The following is a 14,201-nucleotide window of genomic DNA, read 5'->3' as shown; positions in this document are numbered from 1 at the left end:
CCAGCAAAGACCTTTGCTCAAGCAGGGTTTCTCAGTATTCGACCGGTGACGTGAGAAACGGATACTGATAGCCGGCCGTGCGCCCTATGGCGCTGTACGCTTTGAAGTCCACGCCGTAGTCGGCCAGCTCCAGTCGTTTGAGCCATTGCCCGGCCTTGGCCTGGTCGATGCTCTGCAACACAGGCAGGCTGTAGTCGCGCAGGCCATCGCGGCCAAACGGCAGGCCGTGGGCATCGTCATTGAGCATGACCATGGCCCAGCCCCCAAGGCTGAAATGCCCGCCCATCAGGACACTCAAGCGTCCGTCCAGACGCGCACGCAATGCCTCACCCGAGCTGTTCACCGCACTGAACATCACATCCTTGCCTGGCTTGAGCCCCGCCTCCTCGAACGCCTGCATGGCCCCAAAGGCCATCTCGTCATTGGCCGACCATACAAGCCGTGTTTGCGGGTAACGTTCGAGCAGAAACCGCGCCTGCTCGTAGGCGCGCTGCCGGCTCCACCCGCCGTATACCACCTGGCGCAAGCGCACCTGGGGGAAGTCGGCCAAGGCGCGGCGCATGCCGTCTTCCCGGCGCTGCGAGGCAGGCGTAGTTTTCACGCCTGAAAACGCGACCAGATCCACTGGACCGCTTGCGGCAGGCAATTGCGCGATCATCTCGCGCAACATCTGGAACCCGGCTTGTTCGTCATTGGTGGTCAGAGACCCCAACGGCTGAGCGAATTTGTCAGGCCGGGCGCTCACAGCCCGTGCCTGGCTGGGCGTCAAGCCGTTGTTGACCAACAGCAGCTTGACCCCCGCCCCTTGCGAGAGGCGCATGATCTCGGGGGCGATGTACTGTTCGTTCACCAGTACCAGGTAATCTGGTCGCCTGGGCCCATCGAGGGCCGCCCGGGCCTGACTCAGGGCGAGATCGGTCCGGCGCTCGCCATATTCCACACGCAAGTCCATGCCCAGTTCATCGGCAGCGGACTGCATGAATCGGCTGTAGCTGGCCCAGAACGTCTCGCCCGGCGAGCCCGGGTTGAGGAAAACCACCGACACCGGCTGCGCACCTGCGGTCAATGGCAGGGCGAAGCACAGGCACAGGCAGCGGCACAGGGCCTTGAGCATAGGCTGAGGTCTCTGAAGCAAACCCAGGATTATACCCACCGGGTCAGGACAAGCGCATAAATGGCAGTCAGTCTCACATAGTTCGTTTGGTTCTTTTCATATGCAAAAACATCACTTTTGCGCATAAATACAACCTGCTATGGTGCCCCGGCTCCGAACCGGAGTGCGCGGCCGTGCGCGCGAATAGCTGCATGCCTGAGACAGGACTTTTATGTACGTATATGACGAATACGATCAGCGGATCATCGAGGACCGCGTCAAGCAGTTCCGTGATCAGACCCGCCGTTACCTGGCCGGTGAGCTGAGCGAGGAAGAATTCCGCCCGCTGCGCCTGCAGAACGGCCTATACATTCAGCGATTCGCGCCGATGCTGCGTGTCGCCGTTCCTTATGGCCAACTCAATGCCCGACAGGTGCGTACCCTGGCCAAGATCGCCCGCGATTACGACAAGGGCTATGCGCACATTTCCACCCGCCAGAACGTTCAGTTCAACTGGCCGGCCCTGGAAGACATTCCCGACATCCTGGCCGAGTTGGCGACCGTGCAGATGCACGCCATCCAGACCAGCGGCAACTGCCTGCGCAACACCACCACCGATCAGTTCGCAGGCGTCGCCGCCGATGAAGTCATCGACCCGCGCCCCTGGTGCGAGATCGTCCGTCAGTGGACCACGTTCCACCCGGAATTCGCCTTCTTGCCGCGCAAATTCAAGATCGCCATCAACGGTTCGAAACAGGACCGCGCCGCCATCGAAGTGCACGACATCGGTCTTGAGCCGGTGCGCAACGACGCTGGCGAGCTGGGCTTCCGCGTTTTGGTCGGAGGCGGGCTGGGTCGCACGCCGGTGGTCGGTTCGTTCATCAATGAATTCCTGCCCTGGCAGGACCTGATCAGCTACCTGGACGCCATCCTGCGCGTCTACAATCGCTACGGTCGCCGGGACAACAAGTACAAGGCGCGGATCAAGATCCTGGTCAAGGCCCTGACACCTGAAATCTTCGCCGAGAAGGTCGAGGCCGAAATGGTCCACCTGCGTGGCGGCAGCAGCACGCTGACCGAGGCGGAAGTGCAGCGCGTGTCGCGTCACTTCGTCGACCCCCAATACCTGGCGCTGGACGATGTCGACTACAGCGCCCTGGATAGCGAACACCCAGGCTTCGCGCGCTGGCGCTCACGCAACACCCGTGCCCACAAGCGCCCTGGTTACGTGGCCGTGACCCTGTCGCTCAAGCCCACCGGCGTTGCTCCAGGTGACCTCACCGACAAGCAGCTCGACGCCGTGGCCGACCTGGCAGAACGCTACAGCTTCGGCTTCCTGCGCACCTCCCACGAGCAGAACATCATCCTGGCCGACGTGGAGCAACGCCAGCTGCATGCCCTGTGGCTGGAGCTGCGCGAGAGCGGATTCGCCACCCCGAATATCGGCCTGCTGACCGATATCATCTGCTGCCCAGGCGGTGACTACTGCTCCCTGGCCAACGCCAAATCGATCCCCATCGCCGAATCCATCCAGCGCCGTTTCGACGACCTGGACTACCTGTTCGACATCGGTGAGATCGACCTGAACATCTCCGGGTGCATGAACGCGTGCGGGCACCACCACGTCGGTCATATCGGCATTCTGGGCGTGGACAAGAAGGGCGAAGAGTTCTACCAGGTATCGCTGGGCGGTAACGCCGCGCGCGACGCCAGCCTCGGCAAGATCCTGGGCCCCTCGTTCGCCCAGGACGACATGGCTGATGTGATCGAGAAGCTGATCGCCGTCTACGTCGAACAACGCACCGAAGAAGAGCGTTTCATCGACACGTACCAACGCATCGGCATCGACCCCTTCAAGGAACGCGTGTATGCAGCGAATCATTAAGCACAACCAGATCGTCGACGAAACCTGGCACCTGCTGCCCAAGGAAACCTCGTTCGACGAACTGACCAACTGCGACGACTATATCGTGCCCTTGCAGATGTGGCGCGACCATGCCCATGCCCTGAAAGCCCGCGACGGTGGTCTGGGCATCTGGCTGGACAGCGATCAGGAGGCCGAGGAAATTGGCGAGGACGTCCAGCACTTCCAGGTCATCGCCCTGAACTTCCCTGCCTTCACGGACGGGCGCAGCTACTCCAATGCCCGCCTGCTGCGCGACCGCTACGGCTACAAGGGTGAGTTGCGCGCCATTGGTGACGTGCTGCGCGACCAGCTGTTCTTCATGGCCCGCTGTGGGTTCGATGCATTCGCCATCCGCGCCGACAAGGACCCTGAAGACGCCCTGCAGGGCCTGAAGGACTTCTCGGTCACCTATCAGGGTGCCACGGACCAGCCGCTGCCCTTGTTCCGCCGGCGCTGAGCCATTTGTTCGTCACGACCGTGCACCAGACACGGTTGTGGCGGGCAGTGCCCAAACCCGATCACACCGGGTCTGCGTACACATCGACATTGTTGTCGCCGACGCAATTGTGAAGTCTGCCCGGTGATGATTCTCGCTTTGCCCCTGGCACGCTACGCTTTTCGGACACATTCATGCCGAGGAGTCGAGCAATGTCCCGTCCACCCCTGCCACCCTTCACCCGCGCCAGCGCCATCGAGAAAATCCGCCTGGCCGAAGACGGCTGGAACAGCCGCGATGCTGCCAAGGTGTCGCTGGCCTATACCCCTGATACCGAGTGGCGCAATCGCGCCGAGTTTCCCCGCGGGCGGGCCGAGGTTGAGGCTTTCCTGACCCGCAAATGGAATCGCGAGCTTGAATACCGACTGATCAAGGAGCTTTGGGCCTTCACCGACAACCGTATTGCCGTGCGCTATGCCTACGAGTACCGTGACGACAGCGGGCAATGGCACCGGGCCTATGGCAACGAGAACTGGGAGTTCGCCCCGGACGGGCTGATGCGCTATCGGCACGCGAGCATCAACGAGCACCCTATCGCAGAAAGCGAGCGCAAGTTCCATTGGCCGCTAGGTCGACGGCCTGACGATCATCCTGGCCTGAGCCAGTTGGGGCTCTGAACCAAGGCCAGGCGCACGGGGGCGCGACGACGCCTGCAAGCGGTGTACAGTATTGGCACAACAACACCGCCAAGGAGCCCGCCCCATGACCGTGACGCTGTCACCGCTGCATATCGATTGCGACTTCGATTCTGGCAACATCGAAGTCATCGACGCCAGCAATCCTGCCCAGGTCCGCCTCGCCATCCGGCCGGATACCCACAGTGGCCACTACCAGTGGTTTCACTTTCGCGCCAGCGGACTGACGCCTGGGCAGAACCATCGGTTCAGCCTCGACAACGCCGCTGGCTCTTCCTACAAGAACGCCTGGAGTGGCTACAACGCCGTGGCCTCCTACGACCAGCAGACCTGGTTTCGGGTGCCGAGCCAATTCGATGGCAGTGCACTGAGCTTCGAGATCACGGCGCAGCAAGCGCAGGTCTGGTTCGCCTACTTCGAGCCCTATCCCCGTGCACGCCACAATCAATTGATCGAACGGGCGCTCGCCCTCCCGGGCATCACATTGCTGGCCAGCGGTCGCAGCGTCCAGGGTCGCGATATTCCATTACTGCGCGCAGGCGACGGCGCGGCGGGCAAGCGCAAAGTGTGGTTCATCGCCCAACAGCATCCCGGTGAGCACATGGCCGAATGGTTCATGGAGGGGCTGATCGACCGCGTGCAAGCGGGTGACGCCACTGTCCAGCAACTGCTGGAGCGCGCTGATCTGTACCTGATTCCCAACATGAACCCTGATGGTGCCTTCCTGGGCCATCTGCGCACCAATTACGCCGGCAAGGACCTGAACCGCGCCTGGCAGGACGCCAATGTCGAGCTCACTCCGGAAGTGTTCTTTGCCCAGGCGCAGATGAAACAGCATGGGGTGGACGCCTTCATCGACGTGCACGGGGATGAAGAAATCCCCCATGTGTTCACTGCCGCATGCGAGGGCAACCCAGGTTACACCGCCCGCCTCGCCCACCTGGAGGAAACCTTTCGCAGCACACTGATGAACCTGACGGCAGACTTCCAGACCACCCACGGGTACACCCGCGACGCGCCTGGCCAGGCCAACACGACGTTGGCATGCAATGCCGTGGGGATGGCTCACGACTGCTTGTCGCTGACCCTGGAGATGCCTTTCAAGGACCACGACGATGCCCCCGACCCGCACACGGGCTGGTCAGGCCTGCGCTCCAAGGCGTTGGCCAGCGCCGTATTGGATACGCTCGCCGCGATGGTAGACGACCTGCGCTGAGCCTGCCTTGTCCCTCAGAACTGTACGTCCAGTACGACGCTGTCCGAGTAGCTGGCCGCCGGCGGCGTAGCCTGATCGGTATAGACCCGGGCGCTGTAGTTGAATACCTGGCTGCCAGTGCCAGTGCCAACGCCTGGGTTGACGTCGGCGTCGGCACTGGCCCGCCTGGCGCTGCCGGTAGCGCCCCAGCGAACGGTACCTGCGCCTTTGTAGATGTCGTACGCCAGGTAGTTGTTGGCGGCCGACTTCATGCGCCGCCGTCCGCTCAGCACGTTCTGCCCATCACTGAGCCCGACACTGTAGGCACTGCCTTTGGTGCAGGAGACGCTCAGGCTCTGGCTGACCGTTGCGAAGGCGCTGACCACAGGCGCAGACCCGAAGTTGATATTCGGCGTAACGATCTGGCAATCATTGGTCACCGTCAGGCTGACGGTCAGGTACTGGGTGCCTGATCCGGTATCCCTCCCGATGCACAACCCGCCCAGCGAAAGCCCTTCGCAATAGTTCCAGGTCCAATCCAGCCGGAGGGTTTCCTGATAGAGACCTGCCGCCACGTTACTCCCGATCTGGGTACGAAGGTACAACGGCACAGTCTTGGGCGTACCGTTGAGCAAACCCAGCAGATCGAGGATGCCCGTGCGTCCATATTCGAAAGCAACTCCTCGGCTGATGGGGAAGTTGGTGGTGGCGTCGGCGTACAGCGTGTACGGGATGACATCCCCCGTGGGGCCTAGCAGCCCACCCGTGGTCGGCTGTACCGTCAGCTTGAATGAGTCAGTGTTGCTGAGCACGCTCAACACCGTGCCATTGCACTGCAGGCCGGCGTTGGTTGTGGACGCCGTCTGCACGGCTGTGCGTACCTGCGTCGAATTGAGGGCACCGAACAAGGCTGGCGCGGTGGCCACCGACGCGCATTTGGCCTGGGCAGGCTCTGCGCAGAATACTAGAAACCCTGCGCAGAGCCATGCCTGGTGACGGTTCACTTGCACACCAACGGCCCGATTAACGGGATCGAACCTGTGCTTTCTGGCATGACGAAATCGACCTCACACTGCCCTCCCCCCGCCAGTTCGACCTGCACGCGATTGGTGGGCTGTAAATTTTCCAGGTAGACCAGCCCGTCCCAGCCCACCACGGCTTGCGCGCCGCTTTGCACGTGCCTGACGCGGCTCCCCAGGCCCAGCGGTCGCTGATCGCCATCCACCAGTTCCAGGCTGGCTGCTCGCACCTGCTTGAGTTCGAAGTCGAGCAGGTAACCGCTGCCGCGGCGCACGGCAACGCGCTGCTCCACCTGCGGTGCCAGAATGTCAGGCGGCAAATCCATCGGGTCTATTTCATATTTGCCCCGGTAGTAGGCACTGCTATAGGGCACAAGCAGGTGCCCACGTTTGTCGGTGCGGCCTACCGGCTGGTTTTCGTAGCGCACGGGCACATCAGCGTAACCGGAGGTGCTGACCACGACGAACGCATCATCGATGCGGTTGGCCGCGAACAGGCCGGCGTCCATCCACACGATCGAGCCGCTGGCATCGGCCCAACGGGTCATTTCTCCACTGCTGCCGTAGACACCCGCCTGCAACTGGACCGATTGCAGGCGCCAGGTGGCATCGGCCTGGCGGTAAGCCCTGCGATCGCTGCCGGTGGCATACCCGAGGTTGTAGCCCACCCCGGTGCCCACTGGAACGGCCCGGCTGTAATTGACCCGCTGTTGGTGCTGGCCCTCTTTGGTGCGTTCGATGCCCAAGGCCAGGGTGCCGGTCATGTCGAACGGAATCACCAGCTGCGCCTGCATCGCCCACTGGCGATCACCGACCTCTCGGTTAGCAGAAAGGTAAACGCTGCTGTTGCCCCATAGCGGTCTGCTGTAACTGAGGTTGATCAAACGCGTGCGGGTGCCGTCCCCTGCACGCACATCAAAATAACCTGCGCCTAGATTCCCGTACTGGTTGAGGTTCAGACTCAGCGTCACCTGCTCACTGCTCCTGCTAAGTTGCATGTCGCGCCGATCGATGCGCGTCAGGTCGGCGTAATCGCTATGGCGTTGCAGGCGCTGGTAGCTGAACCCCAGGCGTTGACTGTTGTATTGATAACCCAGGGCGGTTTGCTGACCTTGGCTACCTTCGAAACGGCTTTGAGCAAGCGCAGCATTGAGCACCCCGAACTGCCCTAAGCGCACGTTCGCCCCCAGGCCGCCGAGCATCAGGGACTCGGCCGTTTGCGCATGGGCCTCCAGCGTGAAGGTGTCGCTCAGACCGTGGCGCAGGCTGGCCGAAGCCACGCCTGGGCCGTAACCGAAGTCGCGCACCCCGTAGTCTCGCCTGAGGCTGCCGGCTGCCACCGCGTAGTCAGTCAGACCTTTCTGCAACAGGTTGCTGGTCACGTAGAACGGCAGGGTCGTGGAGACTTGCCGGCCCAGGGTGTCGGTGGTCACCACCACTGCCTCGCCAGCACCGTTGATGAAAGGGACGTTGGTCAGGGTGTAGGGGCCGGGTTGCAATTCGGTGGTGCTGGTTCGATAACCATTGATGAAAAGCTCAAGGGACGTTGGCACGGCCGCTTCGCCTGCAAAGGCGGGCAACGGGTAGGTCACAAGATCTGGCCGGGCGGCAAAGTCCCTGGACAGCTGCAGCCCACCCACGCGCACCGAGCTGCTCCAGGGCAAGGCGGCAGTGATCAGGTCGCCGGCCTCGAAGGTCAGCAACCGTTGCTCGTCGGTGAAGCGCCAGGTGGTGTCGTAACGCAGGAACCCATCACCCGTGCCACTGCGTGTCACACCGTTGAACGAATGCCGCCACTGGCCCGTGCTGGAGACGGTGCCCCAACTGTCGAACATGCGCAGCTCGTTCCAGGCGGCGAGGTAGGTGCCGCTGTCGTCGGTATCGTTCAGGTACAGGTCATAATTGAACACGGCACCGAAGCTGCTGCGCGCATCGGTAGGCGGGTAAAGCGTGCGCTCACCGACTTGCTGATCCGGCAACCAGCCTGGGGGCACATCCAGCAGCAGTTGCTGGTTCTGGCTGTTATATTCGGCATGCATCCCCGCAACGGCGTCCAGCGCCACGTCGCCCGAGGGGTCGCCGGGCAGCGCAAGGCCTGCTGCACGCAGCACCTCACTGTCTATGTAAAGGCGCCCGGCTCTTTGTTGCACCGGCACCAATTCAGCCTTAGGCATCTGGTTCACCGTGAGGTCCAGGTACAAGGTGGCATCGGCAACCGCCGACAGCTCCGTGGGGGGCGGCGGCAGGTCGTCCGCGAGCACCAGGGTTGAGCCGGCCAGGGCCAGCCCCAGACACCCCAGGCGCTTCGTCGCGAACCTCTTCACGCATCGGTCCTGACCATTGTCGGGCCCTCCCTGGCCCCGTGACTTGCCTGTGACTTACCGGCCCTGGCTGATGACGGTCGCCTCACCCTGGCCGTTGACCCGCCCCTTGAGTACCCCCCCGGCACCCACGGTCAGCGGCGCCGGCCAGCGCATGCTGGCCCCAGGCAATACATAGCCCAGCAGTCCTTCTGCAACAGGCTTGGCCTGGTTGCCTTGCTGCACCACCACATCGGTCAAGCGTGCATGCACAGGGCCAGTGTTTCGCAACTCGATATACGGCTTGCCCTGAACCATGACCGGCTGCCAAGTCAGCTGCGGCTTGCCTACCCCCTGCTCGTTGCGCTCGCCGTTCGGGTCCGGGCGACCCCAGAGGCCCTCCCCGTAAACGAATAGCGGCACCGAGTAGCGCATTTGCAGGCGAATCGCGGCCGTGGTGCCGGCCTCGGCCTTGTCCACTGGCACTGCTGGCGGAATCTCATCGATGATGATGCGGTAGGCCTGTTCCTGGCCGGCGGGTGCCGCACCGGTGCGGGTCAGGCGAATGAGTTGCTTCTGACCGGGTGCGACAGTGGCGACCGGAGGGCTGCCGATGATTTCACGTTGCGCGCTGAACTGCTCCTCGAAGCGGCCTTGACGCCAGGCAAACACCCGCACTTGAAGGCTTGCCGCCACTGTGCCGCGATTCTCCAGCCACAGCGCCCCAGCCTTCTGCCCCGCTTCCAATACAGGGTCGATGGGCCAGATCAGTACGGACGTGGCGGCCAACGCCGGCTGGCCACCCACACTGCACAGCAGTAACAAGGCCCGGATCCATTTGCTGCGTGCTCTCATGTAGCCCTCCCTGGGACGGTATGTTGGCGAATCGACCGGTCACCAGGTCAATGTCACCTGGACTACGTCGGTATAGGTGCCGGCAGGCACCGTTCCGGGTAGTTGAAGCCTTCCGTAGACAGGCAACCTTACAGCTGCAGGGTCGGCATAACTCACGTTCACGTTCTGCCCAATGCCGATGCCCTGCGCCAATGCAGCATCCTGGTACAACTGGTAGGGCACTACCTGCGTGCCTCCCGTACGCTTGAGGTTTCGCATGCCTGCGTTGGCGTTCTGGCCAGCATCCAGGCTCATGCTCAACACGACCCCAGGCGTGCATTGCAGCGACACGCTCGAACCGCCCAATGCCGTACTCAACACGGCCGTGGACAAGGCCGACTGCGTACCGTAGTTCAGGGTGCCGTACTGCGTGGCGCCCCCTGTGACCAGACAACCGGCGACAACCTGCGCGTTCACCGCAAAGGTACTGGTGGTGGCTGCACCCAGCGGGCCAGCCAGCATCAGCAGACAGCCGGCAACGCTCCCTGTACGCCAGACGCGCATGTCTCAGAACGTCAGCTCGACGGCGACGGTGTCGGTATAGACACCCGCAGGCAACCCGGCCTTGCCACGCGCTTGCCCATAGAGATTGACGGTTTGCGCTACCCCGGTGCTGGTCGGCAATGTGATCGTGCCGTCGATGGCCAGCAACTGCGTGCGCCCCGCATCGGTATAGAAGTCATAGGGAACGAAATTGCCGGCGCCGTCTGCCAGAGCACGGGTGCCACCGGTGGACTGGCCATCGTGGGCGCCTGCGCGTACCCGAATGGCGGGCACCGTGCCCGCGGAACACAGCACGCTCAGTGCCCCGCCGCTGCCGCCGAGTACCTGCGCGTTGGCCGTACCGAACAAGGCATCCTGAGTACCGAAGTTGAGGCTGCCGAAATTCAGGCCTGAGGTGCCAGAACTGCCGTTGACCTGACAAGCCGCAATCAGGGTCAGTGTCGAGTTGATGGTACCTGTGACGGTGGCTGCCGGCGCCTGGGACGCCAGCGCCATGCCCAGCCCGGCGAGGATACAGCGTGAGAGGTGGGTTCGCATCGATATCTCCTTGATGGGTTACCAGTCCAGGGTCACTCTGAGGGTGTCGCGATAAAGGCCAGCGGGTAGCGCACGAGGCTGTGCGACCAGCACGCCGTAAATGGGAATAGGCATTTGCCGAGTGCTGTTGATGACAAAGGGCCGAGCCTGGCCGACCGGGTAGTGGCTGCGGCCCGCTGGATCGACAGCCAGTTGGTACGGGATCAGTTCGCGCCCATTGCTCAGGCGACGTATTCCGTCATCGCCGTTCATGCCAGCGTTGATACTCACCTTGAATGCACGCACCTCAGGCGTACAACTGATCTGCAAGCGGCCTTGGGTGCCAACGTCATCTACCCGGCTGCGAACAGGTTCTTCCCAGTTGGGGCCGCGGGCACCGAAATCCATCAATCCAGGGTTGGCCAGTGTCGCAGGTTGCGTTTCATCACTACTGATCTGGCAAGCAGCACTGATGATCAGTTGCGCCTGGATGAAGCCGGTGGTGGTGCCATGCGCCGCGCCGCCCGGTATGAGCAACGGGCCGAGCGTCAGCAGCAGCATTGATGATCGGTTCACAGCTTCACATCCTTGTGCATGGGTTTACCTACCAGGTGACCGTCACTTTGAGCAGATCGGTGTACCGCCCTGCCGCAGGGGACCAGGCCAGCTTGTCCAGCCTCGCGTACAACGGCAGGTCGACCTGGCCGCTGCCAGGGACCCGCGATGACTGTGGCTCATCGACCATCAACGGCTGGCGTCCGGCGGCATCCCGGTACAGCCGGTAGGGAATGGGTCTGGCACCGGAGCCTGAGATAGCCAGGAACCGCACGGCCCCGCTCCCACCATGCTGGCCGGCGTCCACACGTACCTGATAAGGCGTGTCCGGATTACACGCCAGGCGGGGTACAGAGGGCCCCAACAGCGTCCCACTTCGAGGGGCCTGCGGCCCATCCAATCGTGACACTGCGCCAAAGTCGATGCGCCCGAGTGCTTGTGCACCCGCCTCCCGGGCAGGGTTGACGAGCATGCAACCGCGCTCTACCAACACCCTCACTTCGACCAGAAAATCTGCCGCCAGAGCACTGCCCAGCGGCAGCAGGCCCAAGAGCGCGGCAAACGCGTGCTTGTTCACGTCAGCGTCCCTGTCATTCACACTGTTTTCAAGATTAGCAGCGGGCTTACCCTCAAACCGTTCGACACGCCTGTTTTTTGGTATTAGCAAAAAAGCACTAACGACTGTGGCAATACCTGAAAGTGCTTGGCAGCTTACATGCGAGATGCGTTTTGACCGCCAAAGCAAGGCAGGCCTAGCGATATTCTGATAGGGTGTATCGCCACCATCCTGCCCCAGACCCATGCGGCATGCAGGTCCCAAACGACAGGAGCGTTTTCTTCGATGACTACCGACCAAACACTTGCCCAGGCGATCGAACGCTGCGCTCAGGAGCCCATTCAAGTGCCGGGTAGCATCCAGCCTCACGGGTTTGTCCTGGTGCTCGATCCCGAGCATCTGCACATCCTGCAGGTCAGTGAAAACATCGTGCAGTGGCTGGGCAGGCCTGCCGAAACATTGCTCGGTTGCAGCTTCGACGAGATCGTCCAGGCTGGCTTCGACATGCGCCAGCACCTGGCGCGGCTGCCCAAAGACGAAGCCTTTCCATTCCATATCGGTGATGTGCGCTTGCACGACAGGGCACCTTACCGAGAGGAGCTTCATCTGCTGGCACACAGGCATGACGGTGTGCTGATCGTCGAGCTCGAGCCACCCAGAGTCCCCGAGGACCTGACTGCCCAGGGTGATTACTACCCGTTGGTGCGCGCCTTCGTCAGCAGCCTGCACCTAGCGGGTAGCCTGGAGGAATTGCTGCAGCAGACCGTGGTTCAGCTCAAGCGTGTGACCGGCTTCGGACGGGTCAAGGCCTATCGCTTCGACGCCCACGGCAACGGTGAGGTCCTGGCCGAGGTTGCCGACCCGGGTTATCCCAGCTTCCTGGGCCTGTGCTTCCCTGCCTCGGATATACCGCGTCAGGCGCGTGAGCTCTATCGGGTCAACCGCATCCGCGTCATCGAAGATGCCAATTATCAGTCGTCACCCTTGTTACCGCCGCTCAACCCAGTCACTGGCAACCCGCTGGACATGAGCTTCACAAGCCTGCGTAGCGTATCGCCCGTGCACCTGCAATACATGCGCAACATGGATACGCTGGCATCGATGTCCTTGTCCATCGTGGTGGATGGCCAGCTGTGGGGGCTCATTTCGTGCCATCATGCACAACCCAGACCAGTGGCTCTGCGCACGCGTACCGCCTGCGAGCTGCTGGCCAGCGTACTGTCGTTGCAGATCGAATCCCGTGAAGCCCACGCCAGCACCCGTCAGTTACTGGAACTTCGCCAGTACATCGTGCGGATGATTTCGTCCATGGCCGACCATGACAGTGTCAGCGAAGGCCTGCGCGCCTTGCCCGATGTACTCATGGCCTTTGCAGGCGCCCAAGGCGCTGCGATCATTTCAGCCGAGTACTGCGAGCGGGTCGGCATCACCCCGCCAGAGGCGCAGGTCAACGCGCTGGTACATTGGCTGGCCCGCCAAGGTGAGGATGTATTCCAGACGGATAATGTACGCCGTGACGTCAGCGAGCTGCCCGAACTGGCCGAGCATGCCGGCGGCGTGCTGGCAGTGGCCATCTCTAAAATTCACTCGCACTACCTGCTGTGGTTCCGGCCTGAGCAGGTGCGCAGCGTCCAATGGGCTGGGCAGCCCACCAAGGAAGTCGCACCGCTAGGCAACCTCGCACCTCGCCATAGTTTCGAACGCTGGCAGGAGCAACTGCATGGCTATTGCGCACCGTGGGACCCGCTGGTCATCGATGGCGTCATGGAGTTGCGTACTGCGGTCTTGGGTATCGTGCTGCGCAAGGCTGAAGAGCTGGCGCAGATGGCCAACGAATTGCGCCGCTCCAACAAGGAGCTCGAGGCCTTCTCGTACAGTGTTTCCCACGACCTGCGTGCGCCCCTGCGCCACATCGCGGGCTATACGGAGTTGCTCGGCGAAATGGAAGGCGCCGGTCTGAGTGAACGTGGCAAGCGGTTCTTGCAACACATCGGCGAGGCTGCTCATTTTGCCGGCAACCTGGTCGACAATTTGCTACATTTCTCGCAGATGGGTCGCTCTGCCCTGCGGATGTCGGACGTGGACCTCAACGCGCTGGTCGAAGCCATTCGCGCCGAACTGGCACCCGACTATGCCGGGCGTGAGATCATCTGGGACGTCGCGCAGCTGCCCCGCGCCTACGGCGACCCGGCATTCATCAACCTGGCATTGAACAACCTGGTGGCCAATGCCATCAAATACACCCGTGGACGTACACCTGCCCGCATCGAGATCACAGCCGTGCAGCATCCAACCGAGACCGAGGTCTGTGTCCGGGACAATGGCGTGGGCTTCGACATGGCCTATGCCAACAAGCTGTTCGGCGTCTTCCAGCGTTTGCATCGCATGGAGGATTTCGAAGGCACGGGCATTGGCCTGGCCAGTGTTCGCCGCATCATTGAAAGGCACGATGGCCGTGTCTGGGCCGAAGGCCAGATCGACAAAGGCGCCAGTTTTCATTTCACATTACCGCGCCCATCCGCGACGCACTGA

The 14,201-nt window shown here is 62.3% G+C and carries 13 protein-coding genes; 5 read left to right on the top strand and 8 right to left on the bottom strand.

All coding sequences use genetic code 11. From position 1 onward, the window contains the following. Nucleotides 1–31: 31 nt before the first annotated feature. Nucleotides 32–1,114, bottom strand: coding sequence for an ABC transporter substrate-binding protein (locus B2S33_RS15290; protein WP_280077997.1), 1,083 nt, complete (start codon nucleotides 1,112–1,114; stop codon nucleotides 32–34). A 211-nt stretch (nucleotides 1,115–1,325) separates the two neighbouring features. Here B2S33_RS15290 and B2S33_RS15285 point away from each other — a divergent pair, with 211 nt between their 5' ends. The 4 genes from B2S33_RS15285 (at nucleotide 1,326) to B2S33_RS15270 (ending at nucleotide 5,346) form a co-directional block, all read left to right on the top strand. Continuing rightward, nucleotides 1,326–2,978 carry a nitrite/sulfite reductase gene (locus tag B2S33_RS15285; protein WP_288650592.1) on the top strand — a complete coding sequence of 551 codons (1,653 nt, stop codon included), beginning with the start codon at nucleotides 1,326–1,328 and terminating at the stop codon, nucleotides 2,976–2,978. After that, entirely contained in the window at nucleotides 2,962–3,456 is a 495-nt protein-coding gene (locus B2S33_RS15280; RefSeq protein WP_027914639.1) for a DUF934 domain-containing protein, read from the top strand. Before B2S33_RS15285 ends, B2S33_RS15280 begins: the two co-directional genes overlap by 17 nt. A gap of 191 nt (nucleotides 3,457–3,647) precedes the next feature. Further along, nucleotides 3,648–4,112: a nuclear transport factor 2 family protein gene (locus tag B2S33_RS15275; RefSeq protein ID WP_288650590.1), complete on the top strand. Its 465-nt coding sequence runs from the start codon at nucleotides 3,648–3,650 to the stop codon at nucleotides 4,110–4,112. A gap of 85 nt (nucleotides 4,113–4,197) precedes the next feature. Continuing rightward, complete coding sequence (locus tag B2S33_RS15270; protein WP_104926067.1) at nucleotides 4,198–5,346, top strand: M14 family metallopeptidase; 1,149 nt, start codon at nucleotides 4,198–4,200, stop codon at nucleotides 5,344–5,346. A gap of 14 nt (nucleotides 5,347–5,360) precedes the next feature. Here B2S33_RS15270 and B2S33_RS15265 read toward each other — a convergent pair whose 3' ends face one another. From B2S33_RS15265 to B2S33_RS15235, 7 genes are all read right to left on the bottom strand, one after another. Next, entirely contained in the window at nucleotides 5,361–6,329 is a 969-nt protein-coding gene (locus B2S33_RS15265) for a Csu type fimbrial protein (protein WP_128610602.1), read from the bottom strand. After that, nucleotides 6,326–8,623, bottom strand: a complete 2,298-nt coding sequence (locus B2S33_RS15260; protein WP_145279286.1) for a fimbria/pilus outer membrane usher protein — start codon at nucleotides 8,621–8,623, stop codon at nucleotides 6,326–6,328. The genes B2S33_RS15265 and B2S33_RS15260 overlap by 4 nt, the downstream gene beginning before the upstream one ends. Before the next feature lie 99 nt (nucleotides 8,624–8,722). Continuing rightward, nucleotides 8,723–9,499 (bottom strand): fimbrial biogenesis chaperone, encoded by a 777-nt coding sequence (locus B2S33_RS15255; protein ID WP_104926065.1) that lies wholly within the window; start codon nucleotides 9,497–9,499, stop codon nucleotides 8,723–8,725. 39 nt (nucleotides 9,500–9,538) lie between these two features. Next, on the bottom strand, nucleotides 9,539–10,042 hold the full coding sequence (locus tag B2S33_RS15250; RefSeq protein ID WP_049696184.1) for a Csu type fimbrial protein: 504 nt from the start codon (nucleotides 10,040–10,042) through the stop codon (nucleotides 9,539–9,541). Nucleotides 10,043–10,045: 3 nt separating this feature from the next. Further along, on the bottom strand, nucleotides 10,046–10,579 hold the full coding sequence (locus tag B2S33_RS15245) for a Csu type fimbrial protein (RefSeq protein WP_023536078.1): 534 nt from the start codon (nucleotides 10,577–10,579) through the stop codon (nucleotides 10,046–10,048). A gap of 18 nt (nucleotides 10,580–10,597) precedes the next feature. Then, nucleotides 10,598–11,134 carry a Csu type fimbrial protein gene (locus B2S33_RS15240; RefSeq protein ID WP_027914632.1) on the bottom strand — a complete coding sequence of 179 codons (537 nt, stop codon included), beginning with the start codon at nucleotides 11,132–11,134 and terminating at the stop codon, nucleotides 10,598–10,600. A gap of 28 nt (nucleotides 11,135–11,162) precedes the next feature. Continuing rightward, nucleotides 11,163–11,690, bottom strand: a complete 528-nt coding sequence (locus B2S33_RS15235) for a Csu type fimbrial protein (RefSeq protein ID WP_033736750.1) — start codon at nucleotides 11,688–11,690, stop codon at nucleotides 11,163–11,165. A 264-nt stretch (nucleotides 11,691–11,954) separates the two neighbouring features. Here B2S33_RS15235 and B2S33_RS15230 point away from each other — a divergent pair, with 264 nt between their 5' ends. Then, nucleotides 11,955–14,201: an ATP-binding protein gene (locus B2S33_RS15230; RefSeq protein WP_110606820.1), complete on the top strand. Its 2,247-nt coding sequence runs from the start codon at nucleotides 11,955–11,957 to the stop codon at nucleotides 14,199–14,201.

Source organism: Pseudomonas sp. UBA5568 (assembly GCF_002425525.1).
GTDB lineage: Bacteria > Pseudomonadota > Gammaproteobacteria > Pseudomonadales > Pseudomonadaceae > Aquipseudomonas > Aquipseudomonas fulva.
This window is presented reverse-complemented; position numbering and strand designations above follow the sequence as displayed.